Here is a 19,898-nt window from a genome sequence, read left to right as displayed (position 1 = left end):
CGGAATGCGCCTGCGCAGGACTCAGCGGAACGGCATGCCGCCGCGGCCGCCCATGGCACCCATCATCCCCTTCATGCTGCGCATCATGCCCTTCATGCCGCCGCCAGCCATCTTGCTCATCATCTTTTCCATCTGCTGGAACTGCTTCATGAGCTTGTTGACGTCGGCCGGGGTCAGGCCGGAACCGCGCGCGATGCGGGCACGGCGCGAGCCGTTGAGCAGGCCCGGGTTGCGGCGCTCCTTCTTGGTCATCGAGTTGATGATCGCGATCATGCGCGGCACTTCCTTGCCTTGGCTGACCTGCTGCTTGAGGTGCTCGGGGATCTGGCCCAGGCCCGGCAGCTTGTCCATCAGGCCGCCGATGCCGCCCATGTTCTGCATCTGCTCCAGCTGGTCACGCATGTCGTTCAGATCGAACTTCTTGCCCTTGGCGACCTTCTCGGCCAGCTTCTGGGCCTTATCCTTGTCGACCTGCTGCTCGACCTGCTCCACCAGCGACAACACGTCGCCCATGTCCAGGATGCGGCTGGCGATACGGTCAGGGTGGAACACATCCAGGCCGTCCGGCTTTTCGCTCACACCGACGAACTTGATCGGCTTGCCGGTGATGTAGCGCACGCTCAGCGCGGCACCGCCGCGGGCGTCACCGTCGGTCTTGGTCAGCACCACGCCGGTCAGCGGCAGCGCATCGCCGAAGGCCTTGGCGGTATTGGCGGCATCCTGGCCGGTCATGGCATCGACCACGAACAGCGTTTCGGCCGGGTTGACCGCGGCGTGCAGCGCCTTGATCTCGGCCATCATCGCTTCGTCGATGGCCAGGCGGCCAGCGGTATCGACGATCAGCACATCCACGAACGACTTGCGCGCATCATCGATCGCAGCGCGGACGATGGCTTCCGGCTTCTGGTCGGCGGTGGACGGGAAGAACAGCACACCGACCTGGTCGGCGAGCGTCTTCAGCTGCTCGATCGCGGCCGGACGGTAGACGTCGGCCGAGACCACCATCACCTTCTTCTTGCGCTTTTCCTTGAGGTGCTTGGCCAGCTTGCCCACCGTGGTGGTCTTGCCCGCACCCTGCAGGCCGGCCATCAGGATGATCGCCGGCGCCGGCACGTTGAGGTTCAGGTCCGAGGCGGCCGAGCCCATGACCGCGGTCAGCTCGTCGCGCACGACCTTGATCAGCGCCTGCCCCGGGGTCAGCGACTTGAGCACCTCCTGGCCGACCGCGCGCACCTTGATGCGCTCGACCAGTGCCTGCACCACGGGCAGCGCGACGTCGGCTTCAAGCAGCGCGATGCGGACTTCGCGGGTGGCCTCGCGGATGTTTTCCTCGGTCAGGCGACCGCGGCCGCGCAGCCGCTCGATGGTGCCGGAGAGGCGCTGGGTCAGGGACTCGAACATGGAAGCGACCTGTTCAGAACAAAAGACAATGAGACCGCCAGTATAACGGTTCCGCCCCGGCTCCCGGACCGGCCCTGACGGCGGCGCTGCGGGCATCGCCAGCACCCCGGGGGTATGCGAAACTGACACGATGACAATCGTTCTCATCGCGACCCTGCTGTACCTGACCGCCACCGGCCTGCTGGTGCGTGCGGTCGTCCGCGATGACGCGGTGACCTCCCCGGCCTGGCTGTGGCCGGCGCTGCCGGCGATGCTGCTGCACGGCGGCTATCACGTGCTGGTGGCGATGCGTACCAGCGGCGGGCCGGACATGCACTTCTTCGCCGCCCTGTCGCTGGTCGGGCTGGGCATGGCGTGGCTGACCTCGCTGGTCGCTGCGCGCGGGCGCATGGCGGCACTTGGCGTCCTGGTGTTCCCGATGGCCGCCGTGGTGCTGTGGATTTATCACGCCTACGGCCACGAGCCGAGCAAGCCGCTGGGCTGGCAATTGGCCACGCACGCGTGGATGGCGCTGCTCGCCTACGCCACCCTGAGCGTGGCCGCGTTGCTGGCGATCATGCTGTGGCTGCAGGAACGCGCCCTGCGCCGCCGTGATTTCCGCCCGTGGCTGCGCGCCCTGCCCCCGCTGGCCGACCTGGAAGCCCTGCTGTTCCGGGTGATCGCGGTCGGCTTTGCGCTGCTCACGCTGACCCTGGTCACCGGCGTGCTGTTCGTCGATGACCTGCTGGCGCAGAAGCTGGTGCACAAGACCGTGCTCAGCATCCTGTCCTGGATCGTGTTTGGCACGCTGCTGATCGGGCGCCGCCGTTACGGCTGGCGCGGCGCGAAGGCGGTGCATTGGACCCTGACCGCGATGGCGTTGCTGCTGCTGGCGTTCTTCGGCAGCCAGTTCGTGATCGAGCTGGTGTTCGGGCGCACGCGATAGAAGCGTGCCGACCAACGGTCGGCACCTACCCGTGCACCGCATGCCGATCGTTGCTCGGCACCCACCGGTGCACCGCGTACCGATCGCTGGTCGGCACGCGGCCCCGAACATCGCAGGTAGATGCCGACCGTTGGTCGGCATGCCGCGTTACAGCGCGTCGATCGCCTCGGACAACCGCTCCACCGCGATCACCTCCATGCCCTTCACGCTGCCGGTCTTCGGCGCGTTCGCCTTGGGCACGATCGCGCGCTTGAAGCCATGCGTCGCTGCTTCGCGCAGGCGGTCTTCACCGTTGGGCACGGGGCGGATTTCGCCGGACAGGCCCACCTCGCCGAAGGCGATCGTCTTCTCGGCCAGCGGCCGGTCCTGCAGCGAGGACAGCACCGCCAGCAGCACCGGCAGATCGGCGGCGGTCTCCTGCACGCGGATGCCACCCACTACGTTGACGAACACGTCCTGGTCGCCCACCAGCACGCCGCCATGACGGTGCAGCACCGCCAGCAGCATCGCCAGGCGGTTCTGCTCCAGACCCACCGCCACCCGGCGCGGGTTGGACAGCGGTGAGGCATCCACCAGTGCCTGTACTTCCACCAGCAGCGGGCGCGTGCCCTCGCGGGTCACCATCACGCAGCTGCCCGGCTGCTGGGTGCTGCCGCCGGAGAGGAAGATCGCCGAGGGGTTGGAGACCTCTTTGAGGCCCTTCTCGCCCATCGCGAACACGCCCAGCTCGTTGACCGCGCCGAAGCGGTTCTTGAACGCCCGCAGCAGGCGGAATCGGCTGCCGCTCTCGCCTTCGAAGTACAGCACCGCGTCGACCATGTGTTCGAGCACGCGCGGGCCGGCGATGCCGCCCTCCTTGGTCACGTGACCGACCAGGAACACGGCGGTGCCGGTTTCCTTGGCAAAGCGCACCAGGCGTGCGGCGCTCTCACGCACCTGGCTGACCGAGCCGGGCGCGGCGGTCAGCGATTCGGTCCACAGCGTCTGCACCGAATCGGCCACGATCAGCCGCGGCTTGGCCACGCTGGCATGCTGCAGGATCGCCTCGACCTGGGTTTCGGCCAGCGCGTTGACGTTGTCCAGCGGCAGATCCAGGCGGACCGCACGGCCCGCGACCTGCGAGAGCGATTCCTCACCGGTGATGTACAGCACCGGCAAGCTGGCAGCCATCTTCGCCACCGCCTGCAGCAGCAGTGTGGATTTGCCGATGCCCGGATCGCCACCGACCAGCACCACCGCGCCTTCGACCAGGCCACCGCCGAGCACGCGGTCGAACTCGCCGATGCCGGTGCTCACCCGAAGGTGTTCGGTCTGCTGTACGTCCTTGAGCGCCATGATCTTCGGCGCATCGACCTTGCCGGCCCAGCCGGAACGTCGCGAGGCCGGCGAGGACTTGGTGGGCGTCGCGCTTTCCAGCGTGATTTCGCTGAGCGTGTTCCAGACCCCGCACTCGGTGCACTGGCCCTGCCACTTGCTGTATTCGGCGCCGCATTCACTGCAGACGTAAGCGGTGAGTCGCTTGGCCATGTCCACTTCCGCTTCAGAATCGATGGGGCAGGATAGCCGAGCCGCGTCGCAGCAACCGAGACGCCGAGCGCCCCCGCTCAAGATTCCGGCCCCGATGCCGATACTCCGGCGGGCCACTGCCCTCCTTCAACCTTTTCCAGGCTTCTCCATGACCGGCACCTACAGCCAGAGTCTTGTCGTGTTCTCGCTGCTGGTTGCCATCCTCGCCTCGTACACCGCGCTGGACATGGCCGGTCGCCTGGCCAGTACCCGCGGCCGGGTCGCCCGCTGGTGGCTGGCCGGTGGCGCCGGTGCGATGGGCCTGGGCATCTGGTCGATGCACTTCATCGGCATGCTCGCCTTCCACCTGCCGATCCCGGTCGGCTATGACCTGGCCATTACCCTGTACTCGCTGGCCGTGTCGGTGGGCGCCTCGGCGTATGCGTTGTGGCTGGTCTCGCGTGCAGAGCTGCCGTGGTCGCGACTGTGCGCAGGCGCGGTGCTGATGGGGCTGGGCATCGCCGCCATGCACTACCTGGGTATGGCCGCGCTGGAGATGCAGCCGGGCATCGACTACGACCCGTTGTGGTTTGCCGCCTCGATCCTGATCGCGATCGGTGCGGCCGGTGCGGCGCTGTGGATCGCCTTCCGGCTGCGCCTGGAGCAGCGCCGGCCGTTCCTGCTGCGCGGGCTGGCCTCGCTGGTGATGGGCCTGGCCATCGTCGGCATGCACTACACCGGGATGGCCGCCGCCCACTTCCCCGAGGGCGCGCTGTGCGGCGCGGCGTACGGCCAGGGCATCGATACCAAATGGCTGGCCGTGCTGGTGATCGTGACGACACTGGCCACGCTTGGGATCGCGTTGATCGCCTCGGTGTTCGATCGCCAGATGCGTACCCGCACCGGCCTGCTCGCCGATTCGCTGGCGCAGGCCAACGAGAAGCTGATGCAGGCCGCCCTGCACGACCCGCTGACCCAGCTGCCCAACCGCATGCTGCTGCAGGACCGGATCGAGCAGGCCATCGAGAAGGCACAACGCCGGCAGTTCAGCTTCGCGGTGATGTTCTGCGACCTCGATGGTTTCAAGGCGATCAACGATGCCTATGGCCACCAGCTTGGCGACAAACTCCTGATCCAGGTCAGCGAGCGGATCACCGCGCTGCTGCGTGCGCAGGACACGTTCGCGCGGCTGGGCGGGGACGAGTTCGTCATCGTGTTCCAGGTGGAAGATCCGGAAGACGCGGCGGTGGTCGCCGAACGGATCATCGCCAGCGTGGCCGAACCGTTCGAGATCGATGCGCTGGAACTGCAGGTCAGCGCCAGCCTGGGCATCGCGCTGTACCCGGCCGATGCCACCACCGAGCGCGACCTGATGGCCCACGCCGATGCGGCGATGTACCACACCAAGGATTCGGGCCGGAACGGGTATACCTTCTTTACCCAGTCACTCAACGTCAGCGCCAACCGCCAGCTGAAACTGCTGCAGGAGCTGCGCAAGGCGGTCAGCCGCAGCGAGCTGGTGCTGCACTACCAGCCCAAGTTCCAGGCCAACGGCAACGCGCTGATCGGGGCCGAGGCGCTGGTGCGCTGGCAGCACCCGGAACTGGGCCTGCTGTCGCCGGATGCGTTCATCCCGATCGCGGAGCGCAGTGGGCTGATCCTGTCCATCGGCGACTGGGTGCTCGACCGGGCCTGCGCGCAGCTGCGCCACTGGCACGATGCCGGGCATCCGGACTGGACGATGGCGGTGAACCTGTCGCCGCTGCAGTTCGGCTCCAGCACGCTGCTCGAGACCGTGCAGCGCACGCTGGACAAGCATGGGCTGGACCCGAAGCGGCTGACCCTGGAGATCACCGAGACCACCGCGATGCGCGATGTGGAAGCCAGCCTGCTGATCCTGCACGGACTGACCGCGATGGGCGTGAACATCTCCATCGATGATTTCGGCACCGGCTACTCCAGCCTGCTTTACCTCAAGCGCATGCCGGCCACGGAGCTGAAGATCGACCGCGCCTTCGTGCACGATCTGGAAGACAACGCCGAGGATGCGGCGATCGTCTCCTCGATCATCGCGCTGGGTCGCTCGCTGCAGCTGCAGATCGTCGCCGAGGGCGTGGAGACCGCCGGCCAACGCCAGTACCTGAGCGACATGGGGTGCGATCAGCTGCAGGGGTACCACCTCGGGCGGCCGGTGGATGCCGTGGAGTTCATGCGACTGGCGAAGGCGGCGTAACGCGCGGCACCACCGCCATCACATCACCCAACAAAAAGGCCGCCCGAGGGCGGCCTTTCTGCGTGTGGCAACGTCGCGAAGACGTCAGTGCATCATGTGCACGTTCATGTTGTGCATGACCCACAGCGAACCGGCGACGATGATGCCGATCACCACGACGGTGAAGGCCGCCGCGCTGACGTTCCAGCGCTGTTCCGAGGAGCGGTCCAGGTGCAGGAAGAACACCAGGTGCACCAGGATCTGCAGCACCGCGGCAACGACGATGATGACGCCGGTGGTGAAGCGCGGCAGGTCGCCATGCATGACCGCCCAGAACGGGATGATGGTCAGCACGGCGGCCAGGACGAAGCCGATCAGGTAGGACTTGACGCTGCCATGGCTTTCGCCGGCGGCGCTGTGGCCATGATCGTGTGCGTGATTGTCATGTGCGGCCATTACAGCGCTCCATTCAGATAGACGACGGAGAACACGCCGATCCAGATCAGATCCAGGAAGTGCCAGAACAGGCTCAGGCACGCCATGCGGGTCTTGTTGGTCTGGGTCAGGCCGTTCTGCTTGATCTGGATGAACATGATCAGCAGCCACAGCAGACCCGCGCTCACGTGCAGACCGTGGGTACCGACCAGCGCGAAGAACGCCGACAGGAACGCACTATGGTCCGGACCGTAGCCCTGATGGATCAGGTGGTTGAACTCCCACACTTCCATGCACATGAAGCCGAAGCCCAGCAGCCAGGTCAGGGCCAGCCATGCGTACATCTGGCCCACCTTCTGCTTGTGCATGGCGATCATGCCCAGGCCGAAGGTCAGCGAGGAGACCAGCAGCAGCGTGGTTTCCCAGGCGACGAAGGACAGTTCGAACAGGTCCTTCGGGCCGGGGCCGCCGTCGGTGCCGCCAGACAGCACGATGTAGGTCGCAAACAGCGTGGCGAAGATGAGGCAATCGCTCATCAGGTACACCCAGAAACCGAAGACGGTATTGCCGCCGGTGTCGTGGTGCTCGTGGTCGTCATGGCCGTGGGCCGCCGCGTGCGCGGCGTGCCCAGGGTTCATGGTGTTGGGGATAGTGGTGCTCATGCCTTCAGCTCCGATTTCACCAGGCCCTGCGCCACGAGGTGGCGACGGTGCTCATTTTCGATCCGCTCCACTTCCGCGGCCGGCACGTAGTAATCCACGTCCTTGTCGAAGGTGCGCCAGATGAAGGTGCCGATCATGCCGACCAGACCCACGATGGCCAGCCACCAGATGTGCCAGATCATCGCAAAGCCGAACACCAGGCTGAAGGCGCCGATCACCACACCGGTGCCGGTGTTGCGCGGCATGTGGATGTCGGTGTACTTGGCCGGGCGTTCCCACGCCTCACCGCGCTGCTTGCGCTCCCAGAACTCGTCCAGTTCGTTGACGCGCGGCAGCGAGCCGAAGTTGTAGAACGACGGCGGCGAAGAGGTTTCCCACTCCAGCGTACGGGCGTCCCACGGATCGCCGGTCAGGTCGGCGGTCTTCTTGCGGTCACGGATCGACACGGCGATCTGGATGATCTGGCACAGGATGCCGGCACCGATGATGAAGGCACCACACATGGCGATGATCAGCAGCGGCTGATATTCCATGTTCGGGTAGCTCTGCATGCGGCGGGTCATGCCCATGAAGCCCAGGATGTACAGCGGCATGAAGGCCACATAGAAGCCGATGAACCAGCACCAGAACGCGCGCTTGCCCCAGGTTTCATTGAGGCGGAAGCCGAACATCTTCGGCCACCAGTAGGTGATGCCGGCGAACATGCCGAACACCACGCCGCCGATGATGACGTTGTGGAAGTGGGCAATCAGGAACAGGCTGTTGTGCAGCACGAAATCGATGGCCGGGATCGCCAGCATCACGCCGGTCATGCCGCCGATGGTGAAGGTGACCATGAAGCCGATCGTCCACAGCACCGGGGTCGTGAACTGCACGCGACCGCGGAACATGGTGAACAGCCAGTTGAAGATTTTCACGCCGGTCGGGATCGAGATGATCATCGTCGTTATGCCGAAGAAGGCATTGACGTTGGCACCCGAGCCCATGGTGAAGAAGTGGTGCAGCCAGACCAGGAACGACAGCACGCCGATGCAGGCGGTGGCGTAGACCATGCCCTTGTAGCCGAACAGCGCCTTGCGCGAGAACGTGGCGATGACCTCGGAGAACACGCCGAAGGCCGGCAGGACCAGGATATAGACTTCCGGGTGACCCCAGATCCAGATCAGGTTGATGTACAGCATGGCGTTGCCGCCACCGTCATTGGTGAAGAAATGCGTGCCCAGGTAACGATCCAGGGTCAGCAGCACCAGGGTGATGGTCAGCACCGGGAAGGCGGCGATGATCAGCACGTTGGTGACCAGCGCGGTCCAGGTGAAGATCGGCATCTGCATCAGCTTCATGCCGGGGGTGCGCATCTTCAAGATGGTGATGAAGAAGTTGATGCCGCTCAGCGTGGTACCCAGGCCGGCGACCTGCAGGCCCCAGATGTAGTAATCGACACCTACCCCTGGACTGTATTCCTTGCCTGACAACGGCGGGAAGGCCAGCCAGCCGGTCTGCGCGAACTCACCGACACCCAGCGAGATCATCACCAGGCCCGCGCCCGCCACGAACAGCCAGAAGCTGAGCGAGTTGACGAACGGGAAGGCCACGTCGCGTGCGCCGATCTGCAGCGGCACGACAACGTTCATCAGGCCGGTGATCAGCGGCATCGCCACGAAGAAGATCATGATCACGCCGTGGGCGGTGAAGATCTGGTCGTAGTGATGCGGAGGCAGGATGCCCTCGTTGCCGCCAGCGGCCATGGCCTGCTGGACACGCATCATGATCGCGTCGGCGAAGCCGCGCAGCAGCATGACGAAGGCGACGATGAGGTACATCACGCCGATCTTCTTGTGGTCGACCGAGGTGAACCACTCTTTCCAGAGATAGCCCCACAGCTTGAACTTGGTGATCAGGGCCAACACCAGCAGGCCGCCGATACCAGCACCGATCAACGTGGTGATGATGATCGGGTCATGCGGGATGTCGGCAAAGGTCAATTTACCCAACAGATTCATGGTCATTCTCCCGAGCCGCCGTGACCGGTGTGACCGGCTGCGGCGTGCTCGTCTGCAGTGTGTTCGGCGTGTGCAGCAGCATCGCCTTCAGCCATCGCGTGGCCGTCGTGCGATTCACCGGCGGCCGGCATGGTGTGGCCTTCGTGGCTTTCGCCCTCGGCGCCGTCATGCTTCATGGCCTTGTGGTCGTGCTTCATGCCGTAGTGCTGGTTGTCGCCCATGTGCTTGGCGATGACCCAGTCGAACAGGCCGGCCTCGGTGGTACCGAAGTAGGTCACCGGGTGCCAGTCATGGTTCTTTTCGGCCGTCAGCGCAGCAAAGGCGGTCTTGTCCAGGGTCGCGCTTTCGGCACGCACCTTGGTCAGCCACTGCTGGTACTCCGCCTCGGTCACCGAGTGCGCGGAGAAATGCATCTTGCTGAAGCCCGCGCCGCTGTAATGCGAGGACATGCCCGGGAACTCACCGGTCTCGTTGGCGATCAGGTGGAGTTTGGTCTCCATGGCCGTCATCGAGTAGATCATGCTGCCCAGGTGCGGAATGAAGAACGCATTCATCACCGTATCGGACGTGATCTTGAAGTTCAGCGGGGTATCCACCGGGAAGGTGATCTCGTTGACGGTGGCGATGTTCTCTTCGGGATAGATGAAGAGCCACTTCCAGTCCAGCGAGATGGCTTCGATCACCACCGGCTTCTTGTCCGAGTCCAGCGGACGATACGGATCCAGCGCGTGCGAGGAACGCCAGGTCAGCACGGCCAGCACCAGCACGATCATGCACGGGATCGACCAGACCACCACTTCGATGGCCGTGGAATGCGACCACTTCGGCTCATAGCGGGCCTTGGTGTTGGTCGCACGGTACTTCCACGCGAAGGTGAGGGTCATGATGATGACCGGCACGACAACCAGCAGCATCAGCACGGTCGCCGTGATGAGCAGGGTCTTCTCGTCGTGGCCGATCTGGCCCTTGGGGTTGAGGATGGCCGAGTTGCAGCCCGTCAGGAACACGGACAACGCAAACAGCAGGCCCGGACGCAGGAAGCGTCCAAGGGGTTTCAACGGAATCATCGGTCGATCCAATTGCGTAGGGAATGCCAGTTCAAGCCCGCCTCCGTCCCAGCCAAAGCCGGTGGTGCCGGTCCAAGGGGACAGGCACGGAGGACGATCATGTCAGCCTTCCAATTTTAGGCCGTCACGCATCATTTAAGAAAGGCATTGACAATGATCCAGCGCAGGAAAGGCCTGTTTTGGGCTGCGACACGTTGTCGCAGTGCGGGGCAATGACCCGATTCGGCAACATTCCGGCCCTTGTATAGACATGAACGGGTCAGTTCCGGGGCTGCGGCTGCCAGCCTCGCCGGCGGCGGCGCTCAGGGGGGCAGTACCTGATTGGCGCAGCTTGCGCCACTGACGAAGTCCGCCAGGTTGCGCAGCGTGATGGCCGAGATCTCCTGCAGCGCCTCCACCGTGAAGAAGCCCTGGTGCCCGGTCACCAGCACATTGGGGAAGGTCATCAGGCGCTGGAACGCGTCATCGTCGATGATTTCGCCGGACCGGTCCTGGAAGAACAGCCCGCTCTCCTGCTCGTACACATCGATGGCCAGATGCCCCAGGCGCCGTGACTTCAGCGCGCGGATCACCGCATGAGTATCCACCAGCCCACCGCGCGAGGTATTGACCAGCATCGCCCCGGGCTTCATCCCGGCAAGTGACGCATCGTCGATCAGGTGATGGGTGTCCGGCGTCAGCGGGCAGTGCAGCGAGACGATATCCGCGCGGGCGAGCAGCTCGTCCAGCGCGACCGACGTGCCGATCGCGGCAAACGCCGCCGACGGATACGGATCGTGGCCCAGCACGGTGCAGCCCATGCCCTTGAAGATGCGGGCCGTGGCCAGGCCGATCTGCCCGGTGCCGACGATGCCCACTGTTTTGCCATGCAATGTACGGCCCAGCAGGCCATCAAGCATGAAGTTGCCCTCGCGCACCCGGTTGTAGGCGCGGTGGGTCCGGCGGTTGAGCGTCATCACCAGCGCCAGCGCGTGTTCGGCCACGGCCTCCGGCGAATACGCGGGCACACGGGCCACGAACAGGCCCAGCTGCTCCGCCGCTGCGAGGTCGACATTATTGAAGCCGGCGCAGCGCAGCAGGACCGCGCGCACGCCCATTGCCTGCAGCGCCTGCAGTACCGGGGCATCCAGCCGGTCATTCACGAACACGCAGACCGCCTCGCACTCCTGCGCCAGCGCCGCGGTATGCAGATCCAGCTCGGCATCGAAGTACAGAAACTCGAACGGCTGCCCTGCCCCGCGGCGCTGGCTGGCCTCATCGAGAAACTGCTGGTCGTACGGGCGGGCGCTGAATACTGCGATCTTCATGAGGGTGATCCCCGGGAGTTCGAGCATGACCATACCGCAGTACACTCCGGCCAACTGCCTGGAGCCTGCCGTGTCCCTGACTGCCCGCCTTCTCCGCTGGACCGCCACGCCGGTGGGCCGACGCGCCCTGTTCGCAATCACTGCCGCGATCGTGACCCTGATGGCCTGCAATCCATTGCTTGCACCACTGCTGCCGGTGGTGGATGCGCTGGGGCTGGATGTGCTGATCCTGCTGATCGGTGCCCAGGCCATGACCTTGTTGCCGTGGGTGCGGCTGCATGCCAGCCGTATCGCCCGCGCCGCAGCCCGTTTACTGCTGGATACGCTCGCAGGGGCCATCGCAGGTTTCATCGGCGGTTATCTGCGGCAACTGGTATTCAGCACGGGGGCGCGTTGGACCCACGCGCGCCCGTGACCTAGTATTCGGCCCTTGCAAGACGCCATGGGTGGATGTGCGTGAAGAGTTTCGAGCGGTTCAACGGGCGCCGAAGCGGTGCGGGTAAAGCGGTCGCGATCCTGTCACACGGCTTTGGTACCGATCAGACCGCATGGAACGCCCTGCGCCCCTGGTTTGAAGCACGCTTTGATGTGATCTCCTTCGATCTTGCCGGCTGCGGTCCGCAAGGTGCGCAGACCTACGATTTCGAACGGCACGGTTCGCTGTTCGGCTATGCCGACGATCTGATCGACATTCTGGACGAGCTGGACGTGCATGACTGCACCTACATCGGCCACTCGATGAGCGGCATGATCGGCGCGGCCGCCGCCGTTGCACGCCCAGAGCTGTTCGAGCGCCTGGTCATCATCGGTGCGTCGCCGCGTTATCTCGACGACGACGGCTACACCGGCGGCTTCCAGCCGCAGGACCTGGAGCAGCTGTTCGAGAGCATGCGCGCCAACTACCAGGCCTGGATCGCCGGCTTCGCCCCGATGGTCGTCGGCGTGGAGGACAGCGCGGTTGTCGCCGATTTCTCCAATACGCTGTTCCAGATGCGCCCGGATATCGCCCTCAATACGTCGCGCACGATCTTCACCTCCGATCTGCGCAGCCTGGCTGCGCGGGTTTCCACGCCGGTCCACCTCATCCAGACCGCGCACGACGTGGCGGTACCGGTCGCCGTCGGCCACTGGCTGGCCAACGCGATCGATGGCGCCACCCTGGATGTGATCGATGCCTCGGGTCATCTTCCGCACATGACCGCGCCGGATGACGTCATGCGCATCCTTGAACAGCGACTGGCGGGCACCGCGTTGTGACGACGTCCGACAGTGACGCGCTGGCGGCCCTGTGCCAGTTCGCCCGCCTCGCCTCCCACGCTGACCTGGTGATGGCGGTGGAGGTGGACGTCGGCGGCAGGGCGACCTGGGCGGTGTCAGCCCCGGCACTGCCCTCGCCGAGCTTCAACCTGGCGCGCAGCGGCATCCTCGAGGCGCGCTGGACCGGCGAGGCCATGGACGCAGCGGACTTCCGGCTGCCGACGGCGATCATCCATGCCCTGGAAGGCCGCCCCGCCCGCCTGCTGTACGTTCCGGCCCCCTCCCACGGCGCGCCGCTGAGTGGCCTGCTGCTGCTTTGGCGAAGCCCCCCTGCCCCGGCAGCCTTGACGGCACAGGTGCCACTGCTGGCCACGAGCGTGGCCCGGCTGCTGTCCGCACGGCGCGAAGCCGCACGCGGCACGATCGTCCGCAATCAGTTCCTGGATCTGTTTGAAAGCGTGCCGGCGGGCATCGTGCTGATCGACGGCGATGGCGTCGGGGCGGCTGTCAACGAGCACGCCGCGGAGCTGCTGGGCTGCACGGCAGGCAATCACCGCGCGGCGGATCTGGCCGGCCCGATGCGCGCCCTGCGTCAACGCTGCGACAACCACGCCGAGCTGGAAGTGGCCTACAGCGCCCAGATGAACAACGACCAGTTCGCCGCCAAGCAGAACTGGACCCTGGGCGAGCGCACCTTCGAAGTGGACACCCATCCGGTGCGCGGCAACGGCGCACACGGGCGCATCTGGCTGTTCACCGATGTCACCGCCGATCTGCTGATGGCCGCCGAGCTGCGCCGCCTCGCCTCCTCCGATCCCTTGACCGGCGCCCCCAACCGCCGTCATTTCGAAGAATGCTCGGTCCAGATCATCGCCGCCCGCGAAGCCAACGGCCGCGCTGTCGCGGTGCTGATGGTGGACGTGGATCACTTCAAGAAGATCAACGATACCTACGGCCATCCGGTCGGCGATGAAGTCCTCAAGGTGGTCGCCAAGCGCTGCCGCGACGCCCTGCGGGAGCGCGATCTGTTCGCCCGCTTCGGCGGCGAAGAGTTCATCGCCCTGCTGGCGGCGTCCGCCGTCGATGAGATTCCCGCCGCCGCCGAACGGTTGCGCAGTGCGGTGGCGGCTGAACCCATCCTCGTGGGCGGCGAGCGCATCACTGTCTCTGTCAGCGTCGGGGGCGCGATCGGCGAGGCGCTGCCGGGCGGCGACCAGCGGCTGTTGGAGGCGCTGATCGCCCGGGCGGATGAGGCGCTGTACGACGCCAAGACCAGCGGGCGCAACCGGGTCCGGATGGCGGTCCTGCAGCCTGACCTGATCGACCTCTGAGCCAACCGGGCGCCTGGGGCCCCCTCCCCCCCCTGGGCGCGCCTGAACCCATCAGCCACGTCCCTCGGGCCCCATTGGGGATCTGTGCACGGGCACTTGTCGGCGCGAACCTAACACTGTTAGATTCGCCCCCTAACAGCGTTAGGCCAGAGCACAGTGCGCCAACCCATCGCGCGGGAAGACATCGTCAAGGCGGCCTTCCGGATCCTCGACGAGGCCGGCCTGGAGGGCATTACCCTGCGCAAAGTGGCCTGCTCGCTGGGCATCCGGGCGCCGTCGTTGTACTGGCACTTCAAGAGCAAGCAGGCGCTGATCGACGCCATGGCCGACGCCATGATCTGCGACGTCGCTCGCGTGATTCCCGACGGACAGCCATGGCGGCAGACGCTGCTGCAGATCGGGCGTGAGTTCCGCCTGGCGTTCAAAGCGCGCCGCGATGGTGCGCGGGTGTATGCGGGCACCTTCCTGGCCACCGAGAACGTGCTGCGGGTAGGTGAGGCCAGCATCGCCGCGCTGATGGGCGCCGGCGCGCCGGCACGCTTTGCCGCGACCGCGGCGATGGACCTGGTGTACTACACGATGGGCTTCGTGATCGAGGAGCAGTCCTGGCCCGGCGACGGCAGCATGGAAGCGCTGGGTGAGGCCTTCATGGCGCTGGCCGAGGCGCGCTTCCCCCATTGCTGGCAGGCCCGTGATGCATGGAGCGAGGTCGATTTCGACGCCCGCTTCGAGCAGGGGCTGGGCCTGATGCTCGATGGCATCGAACGACGCCTGTCGCGCGAATCCTGATTTCCCGATTCCTTTCTTTTCCCGCTGTTCCGACCCGGAAAGCCTCTCGATGCGTGCACCCTACCTCCGCAGTTTTTCCCTGATCCTGGCTGTCGCGCTGCTGTCCGCCTGCGGCGGCAAGGACGACAAGGCCGCGGCCGACGCCACGGCCGCCAGCTCCGCGCTGCCGGTCTCGCTGGCGCCCGCGCAGCAGCAGACCATGGCCCGCACGGTGCTGGTCTCCGGGCCGGTGACCGCCTATGAAGAAATGCAGCTGGGCGTGGAGATCAGCGGCCAGCGCGTGACCGCGTTGCTGGTGGACGTGGGGCAATGGGTCAAGCAGGGCCAGGTGCTGCTGCAGGTGGACCACCGCACCCTGGACAGCGAGCTGGCGCAGGCCGACGCCTCGTTGCGACAGGCGCAGGCCTCCCAGGAACTGGCCCGCATGAACTACGAGCGCAGCGCCAAGCTGGCCGCCCAGCAACTGATCAGCGAAAGCAGCCTGGATGAGCTGCGCGCCTCACGCATCAATGCCGAAGCGCAGACCTCCACCGCACGTGCCGCGCGCGACGCGGCCAAGCTGCGCCGCGATTTCGCCGACCTGCGCGCACCCGCCGACGGCCTGATTTCCAAGCGCCTGGTGCAACCGGGCCAGGTGGTCTCCGCCGGTACCGAGCTGCTGCGCCTGATCCGCGATGGCCGCCTGGAGTGGCGTGCGGAGCTGCCGGAAAACCAGCTGGCCGATGTCGCCGTCGGCAACACGGTTGAGCTGCCGTATGCGGGCCAGGTGGTCAGTGGCCGCATCCGCGCGGTCACCCCGGGTGTCGATGGACAGACCCGCACCGGCACGATCTATGCCGACCTGCCAGCCCCCGGCCCACTCAAGCAGGGCATCTACGTGGATGGCCGCATCGTCACCGGCGACGGCCCGGTGCTGACCATCCCGACCGCGGCGATCGTGCAGCGCGACGGCCACAACTATGTGTTCACCGTGAACGACAAGCAGCAGGCCACCCGCCACCGCGTCAGCACCGGCCAGGCCGTGCAGGGCCGCACTGCGATCCTTGAAGGCCTGAAGGCCGGTGACCAGGTCGTGGTGGATGGCGCCGGCTTCCTCGGTGAGGGCGACCGCGTGCGTGTGGTCGCTGCGACCAAGGCCGCCGCACGATGAACATCTCCGCCTGGGCGATCAAACGCCCGTTGCCTGCGCTGCTGATCTTCTTCGTGCTGTGCGTGGCCGGCCTGTGGGGTTTCCATCAGTTGCCGGTGGCGCGCTTCCCGGACATCGCCTTCCCGATGACCACCGTCACCGTCACCCAGCCCGGCGCCTCGCCCAGCCAGCTGGAGGCCGAGGTGACCCGCAAGGTCGAGGACTCGGTGGCGACGGTCAACAACGTCAAGCGCGTGATGTCTTCGGTCAGCGAAGGCGTCAGCACCACCACCATCGAGTTCCAGCTGGAAGCCGATCTGGCCACCGCGCTGGACGACACCCGCGACGCGGTCACCCGCATCCGCACCGATCTGCCGCAGGACATCCAGGAGCCGGTGATCTCCAAGGTCGATATCGGCGGTTCGCTGATGACCTATGCGCTGGTCGCCCCGCACATGACCACCGATGAGGCCAGCTGGTTCGTCGACCGTGACATCTCGCGTGCGATGTACGGCGTGCCCGGTGTGGCGCGCGTCACCCGCGTAGGCGGCGTGCAGCGCCAGGTGCGGGTGGACCTGGATCCCAATGCGCTGATCGCGATGGGCATCACCGCCGGCGATGTATCGCAGCAGCTGGCCCGCATCCAGGTTGAGCGTGCCGGCGGCAAGACCGAGGTCGAAGGCGCGCAGCAGACCATCCGCACGCTGGGTACCGTCGGTGACGCACAGGCACTGCGCGACTACTCCATCGCCCTGCCGGACGGGCGCGCCGTGCGGCTCTCCACGCTGGCCACGGTGACCGATGGCGCTGCCGATCCCACCGAGGCCGCCCTGCTGGACGGCAAGGGCGTGGTGGCCTTCTCGATGTCGCGTACGCGCGGCTCCAGCGAGGTCAAGGTGGAAGCCGGCGTGCATGACGCGCTGGACAAGATCAAGGCCGAGCATCCCGGCATCGACTTCCGCCTGGTCACCACGGCGATCGACGAGACCCACCGCTCCTACGATTCCTCGATGACCATGCTCTGGGAAGGCGCGCTGTTGGCGCTGCTGGTGGTGTGGCTGTTCCTGCGCGACTGGCGCGCAACCTGGGTGTCGGCGCTGGCGCTGCCGCTGTCGATCATTCCGACGTTCGCGGTGATGTACTTCTTCGGCTTCACCCTCAACATCATCACGCTGCTGGCGTTGTCGGTGGTGGTCGGCATCCTGGTGGACGATGCGATCGTGGAGATCGAGAACATCGTGCGCCACCTGCGCATGGGCAAGCCGCCGCTGGAAGCTGCACGCGAAGCGGCCGGCGAGATCGGCAACGCGGTGATCGCCACCTCGCTGACCTTGGCGGCGGTGTTTGTGCCGGTCGCCTTCATGCCCGGGATCGCCGGCAAGTTCTTCCGCGAATTCGGCTGGACCGCCGCCACCGCCGTGCTGTTTTCGCTGCTGGTGGCCCGCCTGCTCACCCCGATGATGGCCGCCTACCTGCTCAAGCCGCATGGCGAGGAGAAGCCGGAATCCAGGCTGATGACGTGGTACCTGGGCTGGGTGGACGCCGCACTGCGCTATCGCGGCCGCACCCTGTGGCTGGCCACCGGGTTGTTCGTCGCGTCGCTCGCGCTGGTGCCGTTCATCCCGGCCACCTTCATCCCGCAGTCCGATCTGGGCCGCAGCAACCTCAATCTCGAACTGCCGCCGGGCACGCGCCTGCAGGAGACCGTGGCCGTCGCCGAACACGCGCGCGGACTGCTCAAGGACATGCCCGAACTCAAGCAGGTCTATACCGCGGTCGGCAGCGTGCTCGACCTGGGCGACCCGGGTGCGACCGGCGTCGGTGAGCCGCGCAAGGCGACCCTGGTGCTGGACTGGGGCAGCGCCGACGGGCGCGACCGCGACCAGCGCGTGCTGGAACGTGAGGCGCGTGAGCGTCTGGCCGATCTGCCCGGCGTGCGCGTCAGCTATGTCAGCTCCGAGCCCGGCAACCTGCTGCAGCTGGTGCTCTCCGGTGACGACCCGCAACGCCTGCAGGATGCCGCCACCGCGCTGGAGCGCGACCTGCGCGGCATCCAGGGCCTGGGCAGCGTCACCTCCACCGCCTCTCTGCTGCGCCCGGAACTCCAGATCGTGCCGAACCCCGCTCGCGCCGCGGACCTGGGCGTAGCGACGGCCGATATCGCCGAGGCCGCCCGCATCGCCACGGCTGGCGATTACGAGCAGCGCCTGGCCAAGCTCAACCTGCCCGACCGGCAGGTACCGATCCGGGTCGGCTTTGCCGAAGCCACCCTTGCCAACCCGGGCCTGATCAGCCAGCTGCGCGTGCCCGGCCGAAATGGCCCGGTGCCGCTGGCGGCTGTCGCCGATATCCAGCAAGGCAGTGGTCCCTCACAGATCTCGCGCTACCAACGCCAGCGCAACGTGACCCTCACCGCCGAGCTCAACGGTCGCCCTCTGGGCGATGTGATGACCGAAGTGCAGGCGTTGCCGGGCGTCAAACAGCTGCCACCGGGCGTGACCTTCCTCAACACCGGCGATGCGGAAGTGTTCGTCGAGCTGTTCATCGGCTTCATGCTGGCGATGGCCGCCGGACTGATCTGCATTTACATGGTGCTGTTGCTGCTGTTCAACCACGCGCTGATGCCGGTCACCATTCTGGCGGCGGTGCCGCTGTCGGCCGGCGGTGCGTTCGGCGCGTTGCTGATCACGCAGAACATGCTCTCGCTGCCGGCGCTGATCGGCCTGCTGATGCTGATCGGCATCGCCACCAAGAACTCCATCCTGCTGGTGGACTACGCGGTGATGGCCGAAGACGAGCACGGCATGAGCCAGCACGACGCGCTGATCGATGCCTGCCGCAAGCGTGCACAGCCGATCATCATGACCACCCTGGCGATGGGCGCGGGCATGATGCCGATCGCACTGGGCTTTGCCGGGGATTCAAGCTTCCGTGCGCCGATGGCGATCGCCGTGATCGGCGGATTGATCACCTCCACGCTGCTGAGCCTGATCGTGATTCCGGCGGCCTTCACCGTGGTGGATGATGCGGGGGATTGGCTGTCGCGGAAGTTCCGGCGGCGGTCTGCGCATCCGGCGGGGAGTGGTGCGGAGTGAGGTGACTGTCGGCTTCGCCACAAACAAAAAGCCCCGGCCAATGCCGGGGCTTTTTGCTGCATGTGGTGTCCGGAGCAGAAATTGAGCCTGCTGCCAAGCTGACGCTGGCTGCATCACCTGCTGCATAGATACGGTTGCACTTCAAAATGCAGCATGTACAGATGCGCCATCCGCCATCGAAGTCTCATCGACAAAGTTATGGCAAGGCACTTACGAACATGTCAACGGCGCAGCTCATCTGTGATGTCAGACAGAAATCTTCGCAACCCAACCGGATCGTCTTCTCCAGGGTCAAAATCCTCGACCATTCGCTCCATGACACCGCTCAAACCATGAAGACGGTCGATCACCTCGCGCATGAAATCTCGCTCTGCCGCAAACAGGGTCACGTCCTGATCGAGGCGAACCACCCAGTTGAACGAGGACGAAAACAGGTAGTGATCGCGCAGAAACCGCTCACCTTCCATCCAATACCGGCGCAGCGAGTCAAGATCGGGCTCCACGCTGCATTCTTCTTTGCCGGCAGCCAGGTCTTCAAAGGACGCAATCCCTATTGCGCTAGATGAGCGGGACTGCCGTATATGCACATCCAACCAGGCATTCCAAACGTCTGTCGGGGCAAGATCCGCATAGCAATTTCTGTCAAATGCAATCCCCGCCCAGCCATTAGCAATAATCGGATTGTCTGGCGGTTGCGCATCCGACAGAACCGAGAGCAACTTCAGCTTCCGCAAACAACCAGTCATCATATCTAGTCCCACCCCACCCCCCGTGATGAGTCT

General features: G+C 65.6%; 16 protein-coding genes. 8 read left to right on the top strand and 8 right to left on the bottom strand.

Translation table 11 applies throughout. The annotated features are described in order from the left end of the window. Positions 1 to 21: 21 nt before the first annotated feature. Positions 22 to 1,401 carry a signal recognition particle protein gene (ffh, locus tag ABE472_RS12920; RefSeq protein ID WP_019184491.1) on the bottom strand — a complete coding sequence of 460 codons (1,380 nt, stop codon included), beginning with the start codon at positions 1,399 to 1,401 and terminating at the stop codon, positions 22 to 24. Positions 1,402 to 1,531: 130 nt separating this feature from the next. Here ffh and ccsA point away from each other — a divergent pair, with 130 nt between their 5' ends. Further along, positions 1,532 to 2,326, top strand: a complete 795-nt coding sequence (ccsA, locus tag ABE472_RS12915) for a cytochrome c biogenesis protein CcsA (RefSeq protein ID WP_121043472.1) — start codon at positions 1,532 to 1,534, stop codon at positions 2,324 to 2,326. Positions 2,327 to 2,473: 147 nt separating this feature from the next. On the opposite strand, the gene radA is transcribed toward ccsA, so the two are convergent. After that, positions 2,474 to 3,853, bottom strand: a complete 1,380-nt coding sequence (gene radA, locus ABE472_RS12910; protein WP_121043463.1) for a DNA repair protein RadA — start codon at positions 3,851 to 3,853, stop codon at positions 2,474 to 2,476. 148 nt (positions 3,854 to 4,001) lie between these two features. Between radA and ABE472_RS12905 the strand changes: the two genes are divergently transcribed. Continuing rightward, positions 4,002 to 6,065, top strand: coding sequence for a bifunctional diguanylate cyclase/phosphodiesterase (locus tag ABE472_RS12905; RefSeq protein ID WP_346466361.1), 2,064 nt, complete (start codon positions 4,002 to 4,004; stop codon positions 6,063 to 6,065). Between the two features lie 84 nt (positions 6,066 to 6,149). On the opposite strand, the gene cyoD is transcribed toward ABE472_RS12905, so the two are convergent. The 5 genes from cyoD to ABE472_RS12880 form a co-directional block, all read right to left on the bottom strand. Then, a complete protein-coding gene (cyoD, locus tag ABE472_RS12900) occupies positions 6,150 to 6,500 on the bottom strand; it encodes a cytochrome o ubiquinol oxidase subunit IV (RefSeq protein ID WP_121043457.1) in 351 nt (116 codons plus the stop codon). Beyond that, positions 6,500 to 7,141: a cytochrome o ubiquinol oxidase subunit III gene (cyoC, locus tag ABE472_RS12895; protein ID WP_183073819.1), complete on the bottom strand. Its 642-nt coding sequence runs from the start codon at positions 7,139 to 7,141 to the stop codon at positions 6,500 to 6,502. Before cyoC ends, cyoD begins: the two co-directional genes overlap by 1 nt. Then, a complete protein-coding gene (cyoB, locus tag ABE472_RS12890; protein ID WP_313211122.1) occupies positions 7,138 to 9,135 on the bottom strand; it encodes a cytochrome o ubiquinol oxidase subunit I in 1,998 nt (665 codons plus the stop codon). The genes cyoC and cyoB overlap by 4 nt, the downstream gene beginning before the upstream one ends. A gap of 8 nt (positions 9,136 to 9,143) precedes the next feature. Next, complete coding sequence (gene cyoA / locus ABE472_RS12885; RefSeq protein ID WP_313211101.1) at positions 9,144 to 10,208, bottom strand: ubiquinol oxidase subunit II; 1,065 nt, start codon at positions 10,206 to 10,208, stop codon at positions 9,144 to 9,146. A 302-nt stretch (positions 10,209 to 10,510) separates the two neighbouring features. Beyond that, positions 10,511 to 11,515, bottom strand: a complete 1,005-nt coding sequence (locus tag ABE472_RS12880; protein ID WP_346466360.1) for a 2-hydroxyacid dehydrogenase — start codon at positions 11,513 to 11,515, stop codon at positions 10,511 to 10,513. A gap of 70 nt (positions 11,516 to 11,585) precedes the next feature. On the opposite strand from ABE472_RS12880, the gene ABE472_RS12875 reads away from it, so the two are divergent. The 6 genes from ABE472_RS12875 to ABE472_RS12850 all read left to right on the top strand — a co-directional run bounded on the left by ABE472_RS12875 (position 11,586) and on the right by ABE472_RS12850 (position 19,116). Beyond that, entirely contained in the window at positions 11,586 to 11,930 is a 345-nt protein-coding gene (locus ABE472_RS12875; RefSeq protein ID WP_313211099.1) for a hypothetical protein, read from the top strand. A gap of 35 nt (positions 11,931 to 11,965) precedes the next feature. Next, positions 11,966 to 12,772, top strand: coding sequence for an alpha/beta hydrolase (locus ABE472_RS12870; RefSeq protein ID WP_313211098.1), 807 nt, complete (start codon positions 11,966 to 11,968; stop codon positions 12,770 to 12,772). After that, the gene (locus ABE472_RS12865) at positions 12,769 to 14,103 is read left to right on the top strand and encodes a sensor domain-containing diguanylate cyclase (RefSeq protein ID WP_346464339.1); all 1,335 of its coding nucleotides are present in this window, start codon (positions 12,769 to 12,771) and stop codon (positions 14,101 to 14,103) included. Before ABE472_RS12870 ends, ABE472_RS12865 begins: the two co-directional genes overlap by 4 nt. Before the next feature lie 156 nt (positions 14,104 to 14,259). Next, on the top strand, positions 14,260 to 14,892 hold the full coding sequence (locus ABE472_RS12860) for a TetR/AcrR family transcriptional regulator C-terminal domain-containing protein (RefSeq protein ID WP_019184505.1): 633 nt from the start codon (positions 14,260 to 14,262) through the stop codon (positions 14,890 to 14,892). A 49-nt stretch (positions 14,893 to 14,941) separates the two neighbouring features. Beyond that, a complete protein-coding gene (locus tag ABE472_RS12855) occupies positions 14,942 to 16,042 on the top strand; it encodes an efflux RND transporter periplasmic adaptor subunit (RefSeq protein WP_346464341.1) in 1,101 nt (366 codons plus the stop codon). Further along, complete coding sequence (locus ABE472_RS12850; protein WP_346464343.1) at positions 16,039 to 19,116, top strand: efflux RND transporter permease subunit; 3,078 nt, start codon at positions 16,039 to 16,041, stop codon at positions 19,114 to 19,116. Before ABE472_RS12855 ends, ABE472_RS12850 begins: the two co-directional genes overlap by 4 nt. A gap of 221 nt (positions 19,117 to 19,337) precedes the next feature. Here the strand turns inward: ABE472_RS12850 and ABE472_RS12845 are convergent, their stop codons facing one another. Then, on the bottom strand, positions 19,338 to 19,850 hold the full coding sequence (locus ABE472_RS12845; RefSeq protein ID WP_346466359.1) for a hypothetical protein: 513 nt from the start codon (positions 19,848 to 19,850) through the stop codon (positions 19,338 to 19,340). Positions 19,851 to 19,898: the final 48 nt, after the last annotated feature.

The sequence above is a fragment of the Stenotrophomonas sp. TWI809 genome (assembly GCF_039673205.1).
Taxonomy (GTDB): domain Bacteria; phylum Pseudomonadota; class Gammaproteobacteria; order Xanthomonadales; family Xanthomonadaceae; genus Stenotrophomonas.
This window is presented reverse-complemented; position numbering and strand designations above follow the sequence as displayed.

Coding starts and splice junctions, on each gene's coding strand:
- ABE472_RS12870 (WP_313211098.1), top strand. CDS start 11,966: ATGTGCGTGAAGAGTTTCGAGCGGTTCAACGGGCGCCGAAGCGGTGCG.
- cyoA (WP_313211101.1), bottom strand. CDS start 10,208: ATGATTCCGTTGAAACCCCTTGGACGCTTCCTGCGTCCGGGCCTGCTG.
- ABE472_RS12905 (WP_346466361.1), top strand. CDS start 4,002: ATGACCGGCACCTACAGCCAGAGTCTTGTCGTGTTCTCGCTGCTGGTT.
- ABE472_RS12850 (WP_346464343.1), top strand. CDS start 16,039: ATGAACATCTCCGCCTGGGCGATCAAACGCCCGTTGCCTGCGCTGCTG.
- ABE472_RS12880 (WP_346466360.1), bottom strand. CDS start 11,515: ATGAAGATCGCAGTATTCAGCGCCCGCCCGTACGACCAGCAGTTTCTC.
- ffh (WP_019184491.1), bottom strand. CDS start 1,401: ATGTTCGAGTCCCTGACCCAGCGCCTCTCCGGCACCATCGAGCGGCTG.
- cyoC (WP_183073819.1), bottom strand. CDS start 7,141: ATGAGCACCACTATCCCCAACACCATGAACCCTGGGCACGCCGCGCAC.
- ABE472_RS12855 (WP_346464341.1), top strand. CDS start 14,942: ATGCGTGCACCCTACCTCCGCAGTTTTTCCCTGATCCTGGCTGTCGCG.
- cyoD (WP_121043457.1), bottom strand. CDS start 6,500: ATGGCCGCACATGACAATCACGCACACGATCATGGCCACAGCGCCGCC.
- ccsA (WP_121043472.1), top strand. CDS start 1,532: ATGACAATCGTTCTCATCGCGACCCTGCTGTACCTGACCGCCACCGGC.
- radA (WP_121043463.1), bottom strand. CDS start 3,853: ATGGCCAAGCGACTCACCGCTTACGTCTGCAGTGAATGCGGCGCCGAA.